At 70.5% G+C, this 16,228-nt stretch carries 12 protein-coding genes and 1 pseudogene; 2 read left to right on the top strand and 11 right to left on the bottom strand.

The window, feature by feature from the left end; all coding sequences use genetic code 11:
- Nucleotides 1-41: 41 nt before the first annotated feature.
- The 8 genes and pseudogenes from prcB to AB0O01_RS18330 all read right to left on the bottom strand — a co-directional run bounded on the left by prcB (nt 42) and on the right by AB0O01_RS18330 (nt 9,454).
- Nucleotides 42-887 carry a proteasome subunit beta gene (gene prcB / locus AB0O01_RS18365; protein ID WP_365314578.1) on the bottom strand — a complete coding sequence of 282 codons (846 nt, stop codon included), beginning with the start codon at nt 885-887 and terminating at the stop codon, nt 42-44.
- Nucleotides 839-1,027, bottom strand: a pseudogene (locus AB0O01_RS18360) (endonuclease VII domain-containing protein); the annotation flags it as partial. The gene prcB and the pseudogene AB0O01_RS18360, both read right to left, overlap by 49 nt.
- 162 nt (nt 1,028-1,189) lie before the next feature.
- Nucleotides 1,190-1,408: a ubiquitin-like protein Pup gene (locus tag AB0O01_RS18355; protein ID WP_355745625.1), complete on the bottom strand. Its 219-nt coding sequence runs from the start codon at nt 1,406-1,408 to the stop codon at nt 1,190-1,192.
- A gap of 189 nt (nt 1,409-1,597) precedes the next feature.
- A complete protein-coding gene (gene dop, locus AB0O01_RS18350) occupies nt 1,598-3,109 on the bottom strand; it encodes a depupylase/deamidase Dop (protein WP_365314576.1) in 1,512 nt (503 codons plus the stop codon).
- A 242-nt stretch (nt 3,110-3,351) separates the two neighbouring features.
- Nucleotides 3,352-5,118 (bottom strand): proteasome ATPase, encoded by a 1,767-nt coding sequence (arc, locus tag AB0O01_RS18345; RefSeq protein ID WP_355745631.1) that lies wholly within the window; start codon nt 5,116-5,118, stop codon nt 3,352-3,354.
- 606 nt (nt 5,119-5,724) lie between these two features.
- Complete coding sequence (locus AB0O01_RS18340) at nt 5,725-6,306, bottom strand: hypothetical protein (RefSeq protein WP_365314574.1); 582 nt, start codon at nt 6,304-6,306, stop codon at nt 5,725-5,727.
- Between the two features lie 330 nt (nt 6,307-6,636).
- Entirely contained in the window at nt 6,637-7,542 is a 906-nt protein-coding gene (locus tag AB0O01_RS18335; RefSeq protein WP_365314573.1) for a tRNA (adenine-N1)-methyltransferase, read from the bottom strand.
- A gap of 73 nt (nt 7,543-7,615) precedes the next feature.
- A complete protein-coding gene (locus tag AB0O01_RS18330; RefSeq protein WP_365314571.1) occupies nt 7,616-9,454 on the bottom strand; it encodes a site-2 protease family protein in 1,839 nt (612 codons plus the stop codon).
- A gap of 175 nt (nt 9,455-9,629) precedes the next feature.
- On the opposite strand from AB0O01_RS18330, the gene AB0O01_RS18325 reads away from it, so the two are divergent.
- Both AB0O01_RS18325 and AB0O01_RS18320 read left to right on the top strand, forming a co-directional pair.
- A complete protein-coding gene (locus AB0O01_RS18325; RefSeq protein ID WP_365314569.1) occupies nt 9,630-10,622 on the top strand; it encodes a RecB family exonuclease in 993 nt (330 codons plus the stop codon).
- A 164-nt stretch (nt 10,623-10,786) separates the two neighbouring features.
- Nucleotides 10,787-11,458, top strand: a complete 672-nt coding sequence (locus AB0O01_RS18320) for a response regulator transcription factor (RefSeq protein ID WP_189560445.1) — start codon at nt 10,787-10,789, stop codon at nt 11,456-11,458.
- An 84-nt stretch (nt 11,459-11,542) separates the two neighbouring features.
- Here the strand turns inward: AB0O01_RS18320 and AB0O01_RS18315 are convergent, their stop codons facing one another.
- The 3 genes from AB0O01_RS18315 to AB0O01_RS18305 all read right to left on the bottom strand — a co-directional run bounded on the left by AB0O01_RS18315 (nt 11,543) and on the right by AB0O01_RS18305 (nt 16,021).
- Complete coding sequence (locus AB0O01_RS18315) at nt 11,543-13,123, bottom strand: ABC transporter substrate-binding protein (protein ID WP_365314568.1); 1,581 nt, start codon at nt 13,121-13,123, stop codon at nt 11,543-11,545.
- Between the two features lie 106 nt (nt 13,124-13,229).
- The gene (locus tag AB0O01_RS18310) at nt 13,230-14,834 is read right to left on the bottom strand and encodes an ABC transporter substrate-binding protein (protein WP_365314567.1); all 1,605 of its coding nucleotides are present in this window, start codon (nt 14,832-14,834) and stop codon (nt 13,230-13,232) included.
- 491 nt (nt 14,835-15,325) lie between these two features.
- On the bottom strand, nt 15,326-16,021 hold the full coding sequence (locus tag AB0O01_RS18305; protein ID WP_365314565.1) for an HAD family phosphatase: 696 nt from the start codon (nt 16,019-16,021) through the stop codon (nt 15,326-15,328).
- Nucleotides 16,022-16,228: the final 207 nt, after the last annotated feature.

Below are 16,228 nucleotides of genomic sequence, written 5' to 3'. Positions count from 1 at the left end.
GTGGAAGTCACTCGATCACCTGGACACAAGGGGCGGGGCCGCTAGAGCAGCGCGGCCCGCGGGCCGTCGGGCTGCTCCAGACGGCGCTCCAGCACCGACCGTGCGATCACCGCGGACTCGTCCTCGGTCAGCCGGCGGAAACCGTCGTCGGTGATCACCGTGACGATCGGGTAGATCCGGCGGGCGACATCGGGACCACCGGTCGCCGAGTCGTCGTCGGCCGCGTCGTAGAGGGCCTGGACCACCAGGGTGGTGGCCTGCTCCTCGGTGAGGTCGTCGCGGAACAGCTTCTTCATCGCGCCCCGCGCGAAGATCGAACCGGAGCCGGTGGACGCGTAGCCCTGCTCCTCGGAACGGCCGCCGGTGACGTCGTAGGAGAAGATCCGGCCCTTGCCCCGGTCCACGTCGAACCCGGCGAACAGGGGGACCACGGCCAGGCCCTGCATGGCCATGCCGAGGTTGGAGCGGATCATCGTGGACAGCCGGTTGGCCTTGCCCTCCAGGGAGAGCTGGGCGCCCTCGACCTTCTCGAAGTGCTCCAGCTCCAACTGGAAGAGCTTGACCATCTCCACGGCCAGACCCGCCGTGCCGGCGATGCCGACCGCCGAGTACTCGTCGGCCGGGAAGACCTTCTCGATGTCCCGCTGGGCGATCACATTCCCCATCGTGGCCCGCCGGTCGCCGGCCAGGACGACTCCGCCGGGGAAGGTGACGGCCACGATGGTGGTGCCGTGCGGTGCCTCGATGGCGCCCTGGACGGGGGGCAGCGCGCGCCCGCCGGGCAGCATCTCGGGCTGATGGTCCGACAGGAAGTCCACGAAGGAGGACGACCCGGGTGTCAGGAAGGCAGCAGGTAGACGCCCGGTGCTACGAGTGTTGGCTTCCACGGGGTTCCTTCCAGATAGGCGGCAGCCCGACGGACCGCGTCGGGATCGTCTCCCAACTTGCCGATGGCCGAATTGCAGTTGAAGCACAGTACGCCACGGACCCTACCCGTCTTGTGGCGGTGATCCACATGAACGGCGGGGGGCCTTCGCGCGGATCCCGGGGAGCGCCCGGGGCACCGCGCCCGGAGCGGACGGGGCTGCCCACGGCACCTGATCCGCGCGCCGCGGGCAGCCCTTGGTCGCTGAGGCCCTCGATCACATCACCACTCCCCCGAGACCTTCGAATCGAAGGCGAGAAGCCCTTACTGCCCGCCCTTCTGCACGAATGAGCGGACGAAGTCCTCTGCGTTCTCCTCCAAGACATCGTCGATCTCGTCGAGGACGGAGTCCACATCGTCGCTCAGCTTCTCCTGGCGCTCCTTGAGGTCCTCGGCAGCCTGTGTGTCCGCTGCCTGCTCGTCGACCTCCTCCGTGGAGCGTGTCGCCTTCTGCTGTCCGCCGCCGGTGTCCTTGGTAGCCATCACCCTCACCCCGCTCGGTTCGCCCGACATGTTCGGCATTGCTGCCGATCGGTCATGATCAGACCCTACTCGCCGGGTCTGACAACGGCCCCGCAGTTGTTCCAACGTACGGGGACCACCTCGATGATTCCCGGGCGCGGGGATTTCCACCCGGCGCGCCCGGCCGGCTCAGCCCGCCAGGGGGCTGCCTCAGCCGCCGGAAAGCACTCTGACCAGGTCTTCCGCGGTCCGGCAGCGGTCGAGCAGCTCCTTGACGTGATTACGCGTTCCGCGAAGCGGTTCGAGGGTTGGGACCCGCTGGAGGGAGTCCCGGCCCGGCAGATCGAAGATCACGGAGTCCCAGGAGGCGGCGGCCACGTCGTCGGCGTACTGCTCCAGGCAGCGTCCGCGGAAGTAGGCGCGGGTGTCCTCGGGGGGCTTGCTCTTGGCCCGCTCGACCTCGGGCTCGTCCAGCAGCCGCTTGATCCGCCCCCGGGCCACCAGACGGTTGTAGAGGCCCTTCTCGGGGCGCACGTCGGCGTACTGGAGGTCGACCAGATGCAGGCGGGCGGCGTCCCAGTCGAGGCCGTCGCGGCGCCGGTAGCCCTCCATGAGTTCCCGCTTGGCGACCCAGTCCAGCTCGCCGGAGAGGCTCATGGGGTCGTGCTCCAGACGGTTGAGGGTGTCCTCCCAGCGGGTGAGGACGTCCTTGGTCTGGTCGTCGGCGTCCGCCCCGTACCGCTCCTCGACATACTTCCGGGCCAGCTCGTAGTACTCCATCTGAAGCTGTACGGCCGTCAGGGTGCGCCCGCTGCGGAGGGTGACCAGGCGCTTGAGGGTGGGGTCGTGGGAGACCTGGTGGAGCGTGCGCACGGGCTGGTCGACCGCGAGGTCCACGGCGATGAAGCCGTCCTCGATCATGGACAGGACCAGCGCGGTGGTGCCCAGCTTGAGATAGGTGGAGATCTCGGAGAGGTTCGCGTCGCCGATGATCACATGCAGGCGGCGGTATTTCTCGGCGTCGGCGTGGGGCTCGTCGCGGGTGTTGATGATGGGCCGCTTGAGGGTGGTCTCCAGACCGACCTCGACCTCGAAGTAGTCGGCCCGCTGGCTGAGCTGGAAGCCGTGGTCGTGCCCGTCCTGGCCGATGCCGACGCGGCCCGCGCCGGTGAAGACCTGGCGGGAGACGAAGAAGGGCGTGAGGTGGCGCACGATGTCCGAGAAGGGGGTCTCCCGCTTCATCAGATAGTTCTCGTGCGTGCCGTAGGAGGCGCCCTTGTTGTCGGTGTTGTTCTTGTAGAGGTGGATGGGCTGGGCGCCGGGGAGCTGGGCGGCGCGCTCGGCGGCCTCGGCCATGATGCGCTCGCCCGCCTTGTCCCACAGGACCGCGTCACGGGGATTGGTGACCTCGGGGGCGCTGTACTCGGGGTGGGCGTGGTCGACGTAGAGGCGGGCTCCATTGGTGAGGATGACATTGGCGAGGCCGATGTCCTCGTCGGTGAGCTGGCTGGCGTCGGCGGACTCCCGGGCGAGGTCGAAGCCGCGGGCGTCGCGCAGCGGATTCTCCTCCTCGAAGTCCCAGCGGGCCCGGCGGGCCCGGTGCATCGCCGCTGCGTAGGCGTTCACGATCTGGGACGAGGTGAGCATGGCATTGGCATTGGGGTGGCCGGGGACGGAGATCCCGTACTCCGTCTCGATGCCCATTACTCGCCGTACGGTCATGCGGCCCTCCTTGCCCGGCGGCACCCTCGGTCGTGGGGGCCGCTCAAGTACCGCTGGTGCTCCGGTGCCTGTGCGGTGCCCGTCCCCGCACTGCGCGACCCGGCGGTATGGAAGAGCCTAGAACGGCTTTGCACTGGTGGGGAGATCATTTGCGTCATTGCCTGCATTGCCTGCTCCAACCGTGGCCCGAAAAACAGACGGCTGCGGGTACCCGGTGAGGGGACCCGCAGCCGCCCTGCCTTTTACAGGTACTGTCCGGTGTTCGCCACCGTGTCGATGGAGCGGCCGGTGTCGGCGCCCTGCTTTCCGGTGATCAGGGTGCGGATGTAGACGATCCGCTCGCCCTTCTTTCCGGAGATGCGGGCCCAGTCGTCCGGGTTGGTGGTGTTGGGGAGGTCCTCGTTCTCCTTGAACTCGTCCACGCATGCCTGGAGGAGATGGGAGACCCGCAGACCCTTCTGGTTGTGCTCCAGGAAGTCCTTGATCGCCATTTTCTTGGCGCGGCCCACGATGTTCTCGATCATGGCGCCGGAATTGAAGTCCTTGAAGTAGAGGACTTCCTTGTCGCCATTGGCGTAGGTGACTTCCAGGAAGCGGTTCTCCTCGGTTTCCGCGTACATGTGTTCCACGGCCGTCTGGATCATGCTGTCGACCGTGCTGCTCTTGGAGCCGCTGTGCTCGGCGAGGTCGTCGCCGTGCAGCGGGAGGCGTTCCGTGAGGTACTTGCCGAAGATGTCCTTGGCCGCCTCGGCGTCCGGCCGCTCGATCTTGATCTTCACATCGAGGCGGCCGGGGCGCAGGATGGCCGGGTCGATCATGTCCTCCCGGTTGGAGGCACCGATCACGACCACGTTCTGGAGGCCCTCGACGCCGTCGATCTCGGCGAGGAGCTGGGGGACGATGGTGTTCTCGACGTCGGAGCTGACGCCGGAGCCGCGGGTGCGGAAGAGGGACTCCATCTCGTCGAAGAAGACGATGACGGGGGTGCCCTCGCTGGCCTTCTCCCGGGCCCGCTGGAAGACCAGGCGGATCTGCCGCTCGGTCTCGCCCACGTACTTGTTGAGCAGCTCGGGGCCCTTGATGTTCAGGAAGAAGCTCTTGCCGGCGGCCTGGCCGGTGACCTCGGCGACCTTCTTGGCCAGCGAGTTGGCGACGGCCTTGGCGATGAGCGTCTTGCCGCATCCGGGAGGCCCGTAGAGCAGGACTCCCTTCGGGGGACGCAGCTCGTGCTCCCGGAACAGGTCGGGGTAGAGATACGGCAGCTCGACCGCGTCGCGGATGGCCTCGATCTGGTTGCCGAGGCCGCCGATGGCCTCGTAGCCGATGTCGGGGACCTCTTCCAGGACGAGTTCCTCGACCTCGCTCTTGGGCACGACCTCGTAGACGTACCCGGAGCGGGGTTCGAGGAGCAGGGCGTCGCCGGGGCGGATGGTGACGTCCAGCAGGGGTTCGGCGAGCCGTACCACCCGCTCCTCGTCGGTGTGGCCGGTGACCAGGGCGCGCTCGCCGTCCTCAAGGATCTCCTTGAGGGTGACGATGTCCCCGACGCGCTCGTACGCCATGGCCTCGACCACGTTGAGCGCTTCGTTGAGCATGACTTCCTGGCCGCGCCGCATGGCGTCGAGTTCGACGCTGGGGCTGACGTTCACCCGGAGCTTGCGGCCCCCGGTGAAGATGTCTGCGGTGCCGTCCTCGTTGGCCTGTAGGAAGACACCGAAGCCGGCCGGCGGCTGGGCGAGCCGGTCGACCTCCTCCTTGAGGGCCACGATCTGGTCGCGGGCCTCACGGAGGGTGTTGGCGAGTCGCTCGTTCTGGGCGGACACGCCGGCCAGGTTTGTCTGCAGCTCGACGATCCGCTCTTCGAGAATCCTCGTGTGTCGCGGAGAGTCGGCGAGCTTGCGTCGCAGGACGGCGATCTCCTGCTCAAGGTAGGCAATCTGCCCGGCCGGGTCGTCGGACCCGCGTCCCGGGCGGATGCCGCGGTTCATGTCGTCGTCGTGGGCTGCCACGGTCCTCACCTCCTCCAAGGGGAGCTGGACGCTTCCAGACCCTACCTGGGTGGGTGTCGATTGAAACCCCTAGATCACAAAGACTGTCAAGGTGTGTCGTCGGTCACCCTGCGCTCTCCCTCACGCGGTCTGGATACCCACTCAACGCTATTCAGAAGCCGCCTGTTCCGAGCGGAACGATGTCAAAATCCTGCGCGGGTGGCAGCAGTTGCCCGCGCGGACGGCGGGACTGCCTGCGGCGGGGCGCTCCGGAGGCGGCGGGAGTCGCCGCGCAGCAGGTCCGGATCGTGCGGGGCGAGGGCGGGGGCATACGCCGGGGCCCGCTCGGCGCGCGGTCACGGAGCGTGTTCAGGCTCGGGGGGCGAGGCCGGGGCGTACGGGGCTCCCTCGTGGGGTCTGCGGCCTTGATCGAGGGCCTGTGTGACCTTGATCGAAGGTACCTGTGACCTTGATCGGGGGTGCGCCTGCGTCCTTGACCGGGGGGTGTCTGTGTGCTTGACCGGGGGCGCGCGCGGGGGGCCCGCACGGGGGTCCGTCAAACAACTTTGACCACGGATGGTGATCACTTCATGACGCGGAGGGCGGGGGCCGGTCCCCGGGTGGGGTTCAGACGCTGCGGGCGCCGGCGGACTCCCCGCGCAGGAACGATCCGTCCTTCCACTGCCACGCCGGGTGCTCGGTGACATCCGGGCAGCAGGTGGGGACATCGGACGCCGAGTAGCCGAGCAGGGTGGCCCGGACGGCGCCGTCGCGGATCGCGAGGTCCCGCACGGTGGTGCGGTCCTTGGGGTCGACCAGGGTGGCGACCAGCCGGGGCTCGGCGGCCCCGGCGCCCTGGGTGAGGACGTACACCCCGTCCGGGGGCGTGCTCATCGCGGCGTCGCAGTGCACCACGGCGACCGTCTCGGGGCGGTCGTCGCCGTCCAGGTCACCGGTGACGGTCCGCTCGACCACCGCCTCCACCGGACCGCAGTCGAGCGGGAACGCGACCCCCTCGGTGGAGGGCGGCGCGGCGGCGGGGGCGGGACGGGGCGCGCGCTCGCCGGGCGGGGCGGCGGTCGCGGCGTCGGGCTGCGCCACGGAGGAGAGGGCGATGACCCCGGCGACGGCGGTCGCGGTGGCGAGCCAGTGGATGGGGCGGGTCTGCGCGTGGGCCTGGGCCAGTTCCGGAACGGCGGAATGCTGCACTAGGAGTGTCTCCCGTGAGGGCTGTGCCGGTGGGGGTGGGGTGGCCTGCATGGTGCCACACGTCACAGGCCGGGGGAACGGCGGGGTGCGCGGTTGTGGCGGGGGAACTGACGGGGGGTCGGGTTCGGGTGGGGCGGGGGAACGGGCGGCGGTTGGGGTGGGGTGGGGGAACTGGCTCGGGTGAGGCGGGGAGCTGGCGGCGGTCGGGGTCGGGTGGGGTGCGGGGGCGGCACGGGGAGGGTGGGCAACGCGGAGGCGCCGCCGTCGAGTTGCCCGGTGGGTGGGGAACTCGACGGCGGCGCCGGTGCGTTCGGACGGAGAGAGGGACGCTCAGCGGCCTCCCATGCCTCCGTCGGCGTTGGGGCCCGCGTAGTCCTCGCCATAGGCGCCCTTGGCGGGGCGGCGCCTGCGCATGGGCGGCTCCACCCCGTCGGCCAGGCGGCGGGCGGTGAGCAGGAAGCCGGTGTGGCCGATCATCCGGTGGTCGGGGCGGACGGCGAGACCCTCGATGTGCCAGTTGCGGATCATCGTCTCCCAGGCGGTGGGCTCGTTGAAGGAGCCGATCTCGCGGATGGACTCGACGGTCCGGGCGAGCTGGGTGGTGGTCGCCACATAGCAGCACAGGATGCCGCCGGGAACGAGCGCCTTGGAGACGGCCTCCAGGCACTCCCAGGGGGCCAGCATGTCGAGGATGACGCGGTCGACCTCGGTGTCGGACAGATTGTCCTGGAGGTCGCCGACGGTGAGCTGCCAGGCGGGGTGCGGGCCGCCGAAGTAGCGCTCCACGTTCTGCCGGGCGATGTCGGCGAAGTCCGCGCGGCGCTCGTAGGAGTGCAGCATGCCCTGGTCGCCGATGGCGCGCAGCAGGAAGCTGCTGAGCGAGCCGGAGCCGACACCGGCCTCCACCACCCGCGCGCCGGTGAAGATGTCGGCGAAGGCGAGGATCTGCCCCGCGTCCTTCGGGTAGACGACGGCTGCCCCGCGGGGCATGGACAGGACGTAGTCGGGGAGCAGGGGGCGCAGCGCGAGGTAGGCGACGTTTCCGGTGGTGCGGACAACGCTGCCCTCGGGAGCACCGATCAGTTCGTCGTGCGGGAAGGAGCCCTTGTGGGTGTGGAAGTTCTTCCCGGCTTCGAGCGTGAACGTGTAGTGGCGGCCCTTGGGGTCGGTCAGCTGTACCTGGTCCCCGACCTTGAAGGGCCCGCGCCTGCGGGCGGCACCGGTCGGTTCGGACATGTGAACAGCCTACCGGCCCCGGGCGGGGCCGCCGACCACGGTGGGTGGGGCCCCGGGGGGGGATCCGGGCAGCCTAGGAGGGACGGGCCATGGCCTTGACGAAGGCGCGCTCCACATCGGCGGCGGACAGGACGCCGTAGATCGCGCCGGTGTCCTCGATCACCAGGTACTCGGTGGCCGGGGTGGCGCGCAGCACCTCCAGGAGGTCCTCCCCGGCGAGTTCGGCGGAGACCCGCATCCCGTCGGTGAGGTCCTGGGCGAGCCCGCTGACCGGCACCCAGGGGCGCCGGTGCTCGGGTACGCCGACGATGGCGGCCTCGCGGACCAGGGAGACGGGGTTGCCGTCGCCGTCGACCACGACCAGCGCGCGGGCGCCCGCGCTGTTGGCCCGGCGCAGGGCCTCGGAGAGCGGGGTGTCGCTCTCCACGGGGACGGCCCGCCGGGTGAGGGCGCGGGCCTGGAGCTCGGGCAGGTGCTCGCGCAGCCGGGCGACCCGCAGGCTGTTCCCGGCGCCGGTCCAGATGATCGCGGCGAGGATCGCGGCGAGCAGGGCGTCCATGACGGTGTCCATGCCGACGTTGTCGGCGGCACTGGTGCCGAGGACCCCGGACTGGGTGAGCAGTGGCAGGCCGATCAGGACGGAGACGGCGAGCGCGCGGCCGACCCAGGCGGCGGCGACGGTGCCGCTCATGGGGCGGCCGGTGAGCTTCCAGACGACCGCGCGGAGCATCCGGCCGCCGTCCAGCGGGAGGCCGGGCAGCAGGTTGAACGCGGCCACGATCAGGTTGGAGATCATCAGGCCCGCGAGCAGGACGCCGGGGACCGTGCCGGGCTCCACGAGTTGCATGGCGAGGTAGAAGACGCCGCCCAGGACGAGGGAGAGCAGCGGGCCGACGAAGGCGAGGACGAACTCCCGGCCCGGTGTCTCGGCCTCCTTCTCGATCTCGGAGACCCCGCCGAAGAACTGGAGCTGGATCCGGCGCACCGGCAGCTTGAAGCGGAGCGCGGCCACCGTGTGCGCCAGTTCGTGCACCAGCACGGAGGCGTAGAACGCGACGGCGAAGAACAGGGCGACCAGGTAGCGGGCGCCGCCCAGCTCGGGGAGCACCCGGTCGAGCTGTCCGCCGAACACCCAGGTGATCAGCGCGGCGACGACGAACCAGCTCGGCGCGACATACACCGGCACGCCGAACGGCCGCCCCATCAGCAGCCCGCCCCCGGGCTCCCGGGGCCGCCGGGGGGGCTGGGCGGAGGACGGGGCGGTGATCTCACCGGTACGGGGATCGGGGTGGGGGTGGGATTGGGGGTGAGGCTGGGTGGGTGTGTTGGTGTGCGCGTGGGCGCGGTCGGGGTGGGAGTCGTGGGGGGTGTTGGGGGGCTGAGGGGGCTTGGTGAGGTGGGGGGTCCGAGGGGGGGTGGGGGGCTGGGAGGGGTGGGGGGTCTGTGGGGGCTGGGCGGTCTCCGGGGGGTGGGGCGTCCCGGGAGGCGGTGGGGAAGGCTGCTCGGAGGGCGAGGGGGGCTTGGGGGGCGTGGGCGAGGAGGAAGGCTCGGAGGGCGCGGAAGGCTCAGGAGGCTTGGGAGCGGCGGAGGCGTCGGTCGGCGGTCCGGGGTCGGGGGTCGCCGGGGGCGTCGGGGCGTCCGCCCGTTCTCCCGCTTCCCGGCCTCCCGGGGTATCCGGGGCATCCGGACCTCCCGGCTCCTCGGGCTCGCCCGGTCCGTCGGATTCCGGGGGGGCCGTCTCCTCGGGCTCAGGGGTGGCCGCCGGGGTGCCCGGGTCCCCCGGGTTCTGGGGGCCCTGGGAGGGGCCGGCCGGTGCGGCGTCGTCCACGGGCGGGGCCGTGGGCGCCGTGGGGCTCTCGGTCGGCTCGTCGTGCTCCGACCGCGGCTGCCGGCTCCCGCCGCTCTCGTCCACGCTGTCCCCTCGTTCGACGCGTCTTCCGCTCCTGGCGGGCGGAAGGGGTATGGGATCGATGGTATGTGGCCGTCCGGGCACCGTACGCCCCGGCACCCCTCCAGTTTCCTCTTCCGCCCCGCCCGTCACGAACGCGGGTGGGTCACTGTCAGTGGCGGGCCGTATGGTCTGTGGCATGGAGAGCAGTGGCGGGGGCGAGGGCCTGGGGCCCGGGGGCGGTACGGCGGAGGCGGTGGCGCCGGTGACGGGCGCGGTGCCGGAGCGTGCGGCCGGGACGGCGGCGGCACCGGCGGAGCCGGTCGTCAGAGCGCCGGCCTCGCTGTCGCCCTCGCGGGCGGGTGACTTCATGCAGTGCCCGCTGCTGTACCGGTTCCGGGTGATCGACCGGCTGCCGGAGAAGCCGTCGGAGGCGGCCACCCGGGGGACGCTGGTGCACGCGGTGCTGGAGCGGCTGTTCGACGCGCCGGCCGGGGAGCGTACGGCGCCCCGGGCGAAGGCGCTGGTCCCGGGGCAGTGGGATCGGCTGCGGGAGAGCCGTCCGGAGCTGGCCGAGCTGTTCGCGGACGACCCTGAGGGGGACCGGCTGGCGCGCTGGCTGGGCGAGGCGGAGCAGTTGGTGGAGCGCTGGTTCGCGCTGGAGGATCCGACGCGGCTGGAGCCGGCCGAGCGGGAGCTGTTCGTGGAGGCCGAGCTGGAGTCGGGGCTGCGGCTGCGCGGGATCATCGACCGGGTGGATGTGGCGCCGACCGGCGAGGTGCGGATCGTCGACTACAAGACCGGCAAGGCGCCCCGCCCGGAGTACGCGGAGGGCGCGCTGTTCCAGATGAAGTTCTACGCGCTGGTGGTGTGGCGGCTGAAGGGGATCGTGCCGCGGCGGCTCCAGTTGGTGTACCTGGGCAGCGGGGACGTGCTGACGTACGACCCGGTGCCGGGCGATCTGGAGCGGGTGGAGCGCAAGCTGCTGGCACTGTGGGAGGCGATCCGGCAGGCGACCGAGAGCGGTGACTGGCGGCCCCGGCAGACCAAGCTGTGCGGCTGGTGCGACCACCGGGCGGTGTGCCCGGAGTTCGGGGGCACTCCCCCGCCGTACCCGCTGCCGGTGACGCGCGCCGGAGCCGACGCCCCGGGGGGTGTGATCCGCGCCGGAGCCGCCGTCCCGGGGGCCTGATCGGCGGCGGAGCCGATGCCGCACCAGGGGGGTGATCCCCGGCGGAGGCGGTGTCGCCCCAAGGGTGTGATCCGCGCCGCAGCGCGGGCGGCGCCGGTGAGGGCGGCCGGGGCCGGGGCGGGTGCGCAGGGCAGAATGGGACGGGCCGAGCGAAGGAGAGTTACGTGGCCATCCGTGTCCTACTGGTCGATGACCAGCCGCTGCTGCGCACGGGTTTCCGGATGATTCTGGAGGCCGAGCAGGATCTCGCGGTCGTCGGCGAGGCCGGGGACGGCCTCCAGGCGCTCGACCAGGTGCGTGCCCTCCAGCCCGATGTGGTGCTGATGGACATCCGTATGCCGCGGATGGACGGGGTCGAGGCGACCCGGCAGATCACCGGTCCGGAGCGGGACGGCCCGGCGAAGGTGCTGGTGCTGACCACGTTCGATCTGGACGAGTACGTGGTGGAGGCGCTGAAGGCGGGGGCCAGCGGCTTTCTGCTGAAGGACGCCCCGGCCAATGAGCTGGTGCAGGCGATCCGGGTGGTGGCGGCCGGGGAGGCGATGCTCGCGCCGAGCATCACCCGCAGACTGCTCGACAAGTACGCCACACATCTGCCCTCGGGTGACGAACCGGTGCCGGACACCCTGCACACCCTCACGGACCGTGAGGTGGAAGTGCTGAAGCTGGTGGCGCGCGGGCTGTCCAACGCGGAGATCGCGGCGGATCTGTTCGTCAGCGAGACCACGGTCAAGACCCATGTGGGGCATGTGCTGACCAAGCTGGGGCTGCGCGACCGGGTGCAGGCGGCGGTGTACGCGTACGAGAGCGGGCTGGTGCGGCCGGGCGCCCAGTAGGGGGTGCCCTCACAGCGGTGCGGGGTGCTCCTCCTTCTGGAGGGGCACCCCGCGTTCGTCGCTCTCGGGCCGGACCGGGCCGGGTCAGCCCTTGCTGATCTCCCAGAACCGGAACACCGTGGACGCGTCGAGGCAGTACTCCAGCCCGTAGACCCCGTCGCCGACGACGGCGTACTGCTTGGCCTGCCAGACCGGGATCATCGGGACCTCTTCGGCGACCAGGTCCTGGAGGCGGTCGTAGTCGGCGTCGGTGGCGGCGCGGTCGCTCTGGGCGGCGGTGCGCGGGATGAGGGTGCCGGTGATGGTGTTGTTGCGGTAGTTGTTGCCGAGGACGTTGCCCTCGCCGAAGAACGGGGCGGTGAAGTTGTCGGGGTCGGGGTAGTCCGGCACCCAGCCCTTGACGTAGACGCCGTACTTGCCGTCGGCGATGTCCTTCTCGTACTGGTCGAAGGCGACCGAGCGGACCTCGGCGTCGAACAGGCCGCTGGCGTTGAGCTGGTCGGCTATCGCCTTGAGTTCCTGGTCGGTGGCGGGGCCGTAGCGCGAGGGCGTCGACCAGAGGGTGAGGCGCACCTTGTCGGTGATGCCGTCGGCGAGCAGCGCGTCCTCGGCCTTGGCCTTGGAGGGGCTGGCGCCGTAGGTGTCGAAGAAGGCGGTGTTGTGGCCGCCGATGCCCGCCGGGATGATCGAGTACAGCGGGGTGGCGGTGCCCTGGTAGACCTTCTCGACCAGGGACTCGCGGTCGAGGAGATAGGCGATGGCACGGCGGACGCCGAGCTGCCCGGTGACCGGGTCGTCCATGTTGAAGACGAGGTGCTGGACCTCGGCGCTGCTGCCCTCGACGACCTCGGTGCCGGTGCCGTCGGCGTCGCGTTCGATGTCGGCGATGTCCCCGGCGCTGAGTCCGCGGTAGGCGATGTCGACGTCACCGGCGGAGACGGCCTGCTTCAGCTTCTTCTGGTCGCCCTGGTAGAAGCGGAGCGTGACGCCCTCGTTGGCGACCTCGGAGGTGCCCTTGTAGTGCTCGTTGACGGCGAAGACGGCCTCGTCGTCGGAGAAGGACTCCAGCTTGTAGGGGCCGGAGCCGACGGCGTCGCCGTCCTCGCGCAGACCGTCGGCGTCGTAGGACCGGTGGTCGACGATGGAGCCGGCGCCGGAGGCGATCTTGCTGGGGAAGGTGGCGTCGGGGGTCTTGAGGTGGAAGACGACGGACCGCTCGTCGGGGGTCTCGACCCGGTCGAGGGTCGGGAACATGACGGCCGGGCCGTCGGGGTCGTCGATCTTCAGCATGCGGTCGAAGGAGAACTTGACGTCCTCCGAGGTGAGCGCGTCACCGTTGCTGAACTTGAGGCCGGTCTTGAGGGTGCACTTGTAGAGCTTGGTGGCGGTGTCCGTGAAGCCGCAGCTCTCGGCCGCCTCCGGCTGGGGTTCGGTGCTGCCCTTGGGGAAGCTCAGCAGGGACTGGAAGACATTGTTGAACAGCAGCCACGAGCCGGGGTCGTAGCCGGAGGCGGGGTCGGTGGCGAGGACGTCGTCGGACATGCCGATGACGACATTGCCGCCGTCGCCCCCGGAACCGCCGTTCTGGGTGCCGCATCCGGTCAGCAGGCCGCCGGCCAGTCCGGCCACGAGCGGCAGCACGGGCCACTGGTTGCGCTTGTTCACCTGAGAGTGCCTTGTCGTCGTTCGGAGAGGACGGATCCGGGAGAGCGGATCCGGGAGAGCGGATCCAGGAGGACGGATCCGGGAGGCGCTCCGGGCCGGGCGGTTGTCAGCCGCCGACGCCGCGGTTCAGCTCCCACAGTTGAAGGGTGGAGGAGGAGTTGACGGCGTAGGCCGTGCCGGTGATGTCGTCGCGGGCGGCGACGTACTGCTTGCCCTGCCAGAGCGGGATGACCGGTACGTCCTCGGCGACGATGTCCTGGATCTCGGTGAGCGCGTCGACGGCGGAGATCCGGTCGGCCTCGCGGCGGGAGTCGGGGATCAGGGTGCCCCGGATACGGTTGTTGGTGTAGGGCGACTTGAGGAAGTTGTCCTTGTCGAGGAACGGGGCGAGGAAGTTGTCGGCGTCGGGGAAGTCGGGGAACCAGCCCATGCCGTAGACCTCGTACTCGCCCTTGCGTTCGGCGGGGACGAAGGCGTCCCAGGCGGTGCCCTTGATGCTGACGTCGAACAGGCCGCTGTCGTTGAGCTGCTTCTGGAGCACCTCGAACTCCTGGCGGGTGGCGGCGCCGTAGTGGTCGGTGGTGTAGTTCAGGGTCAGCCGGACCGGGGTGGTCACGTTCGCCTCGTCCAGCAGGGTCCTGGCCTTGCCGACATCCGGGTCGCCGTACTTGTTGAAGAACGAGTTGGAGTGACCGGTGACGGCGGCCGGGACGAGTGAGTAGAGCGGCTCGGCCTGGGTGCCGTAGACCTCGGAGACCAGGCTGCTGCGGTTGATGAGCTGGGCCATGGCCTGGCGGACGGCCTTGTCGCCGGCGGTCGGGGCGTCGGTGTCGAAGCCGAGGTAGCGGATCTCCAGACCCTGGACCTCGATGAGTTCGACGGCGCCGCCGGAGCTATCGGAGAGCTTCTGGATCTGCGCGGGCGTCATCGAGCGGGTCATCACATCGATGTCGCCCTTCTCCAGGGCGGCGCCCATGGCGTCGGCGTCCTGGAAGGAGCGGAGCTCGACCTTCTCGTTGTTGACCTTGAGGGAGCCCTTGTAGTGCGGATTCCGGGTGAACACGGCGGATACCATCTCGCCGCCCTCGACCCTGGGTTCCATCCGGTAGGGGCCCGAGCCGGAGATGGCGAAGCCCTCGCGGAGGGTGTCCGCGGCGTAGTCGTCGGGGTTGACGATGCCGGCCACGGGCGTGGACAGCTTGTAGGGGAAGGTGGCGTCGGCGGTCCGGAGGTGGAAGATCACCTCGCGGTCGCCGGAGGTCTCCACGGTGTCGACGGTGGACAGCAGGGCGAAGACCCCGCTGTCGGCCTCGATGGCGAGGGCGCGGTCGATGGAGTACTTCACGTCCTCGGCGGTGACCGGGTCGCCGTCGGAGAACTTCAGGTCCTTGCGCAGGGTGCAGACATAGCGTTCGTTGCCGCTGTCGGTGAACGCGCAGCTCTCGGCGGCCTCGGGCACGGGTTCGCCCTCGCCGCGGGGCTGGACCATCAGGGTCTGCACGGTCTGGCGCAGAACGTTCCAGCTCCCGACGTCGTAGGAGTAGGCGGGGTCGACGGGGGCGGGCGCGTCCTCGGTGGCGACGAAGCGGTCGGTGGTCCCCGTGACGATCGTGTCGCCGCCGTCCCCGGCCCCGTCGGATCCCCCGCAGGCGGCGAGCGCCGGGACGAGCAGACCGGCCACGGCCGGCAGCACGAGAATCTTTCGGTTCATGCTCGGGTTTCTCCAGGCGTCGAATCCGTGCATCGCACACACAGGGGTGTCGTGGTGGATGGCGGGGGTGGGAACGGGGTCTCGCGACGAGATTAGTCGGCGCCCGCACCGGGGTTCACGGACAGCGGAGTTGAGTCCCCATCACGCTGCGGAACCGGGTGCGGACACACCGAAAACCCGCCAGCGGAAGGATTCGTGCGGCATTTCGCCAATCGGGACACAACGGTGCGTCAACACAGGCGTAACGAAGCCGAAACCGGGGCGGAAAGCACACGCCCCGGACCCTGTCGACCCCCGCCGAGGTGGTGAACCTCACATCGCCCGGCAGGGGTAAGTGCGCCTGAATTCGGTCATCGGGGCGAGAAGAATTCCCTGGCGGAAGCCTCGCCGGTTAGTGCAAGAACGTTCTTGAATTCCGCCCCGACGGGATCTCCGCACGCTCGGTGAACAGGTGACGCATTTCCGTCATCGGGCGGCGATCCGCGCTGTCGTCAGGTCGCCATCAGGCCGTACAGAAAAGCGAGGTCGACGTCTTCCAGGGAGTTCACGATCGTGCGCCCGGCGGCCGGGGCGATGGGGGCGACGGACGGCACGGCGACGACCTGGCAGCCGGCGGCCTCGGCGGCGGCGACCCCGGTCGCGGTGTCCTCGACGACCGCGCAGCGCGCCGGATCCACGCCGAGCCCGGCGGCGGCGAACAGATACGGGTCGGGGAACGGCTTGGTGCGGGCGACCTCGTCCCCGGCGACCGTGAGCGCGAAGTACTGGGGGCCGAGCGAGGTGAGGACCCGGTCGATGATGCGCCGGTGCGAGGCGGAGACCAGGGCCGTGGGGACGCGCTGGGCGGCCAGTTCGGCGAGCAGCCGGGCGGCGCCGGGCATCAGCGGCAGGGCGCGGTCGATCCGGTCCTCGAAGCCCTGGTTGAGCAGGGTGGTCAGCTCGGCGAGCCGGATGTCGGCGCCGGTGGCCTCGATGAGGAACCCGGCGCTGCGGGTCATCGGGCCGCCGACCACGACATGGCGCCAGGAGTCGTCGAGGGTGTGACCGAGGCCGGCGAAGACCTCGACCTCGACGTCCCACCAGAAGCCCTCGGTGTCCACCAGGGTGCCGTCCATGTCGAGGAGCACGGCCTGGAGACCGGAGCCTTCGGCCGTACGGGTGCCGAGCGCGGGGACGGTGGTCGTCATCCGGCGTACCTCCTTGAGGGACGACCGGGCCGGTTCCCGCGCGGGGAACCGGCCTGGCGTGGACCGACCAGTGTACGTCGGCTCCGAGCGGAGTGCCGGGCGGGACCGGAGAGGGCCGTGGGCGGGACCGGAGAGGGCCGTGGGCGGGGCCGGATGGAGCCCCGGCACTGGCCTCACCGGACGTGCGCTCCCGTCCCGGGGTCTCAC

Source organism: Streptomyces sp. NPDC093252 (assembly GCF_040683675.1).
GTDB lineage: Bacteria > Actinomycetota > Actinomycetes > Streptomycetales > Streptomycetaceae > Streptomyces.
The sequence above is the reverse complement of the archived record's forward strand: the minus strand, read 5'-3'. Positions and strand labels throughout refer to the sequence as shown.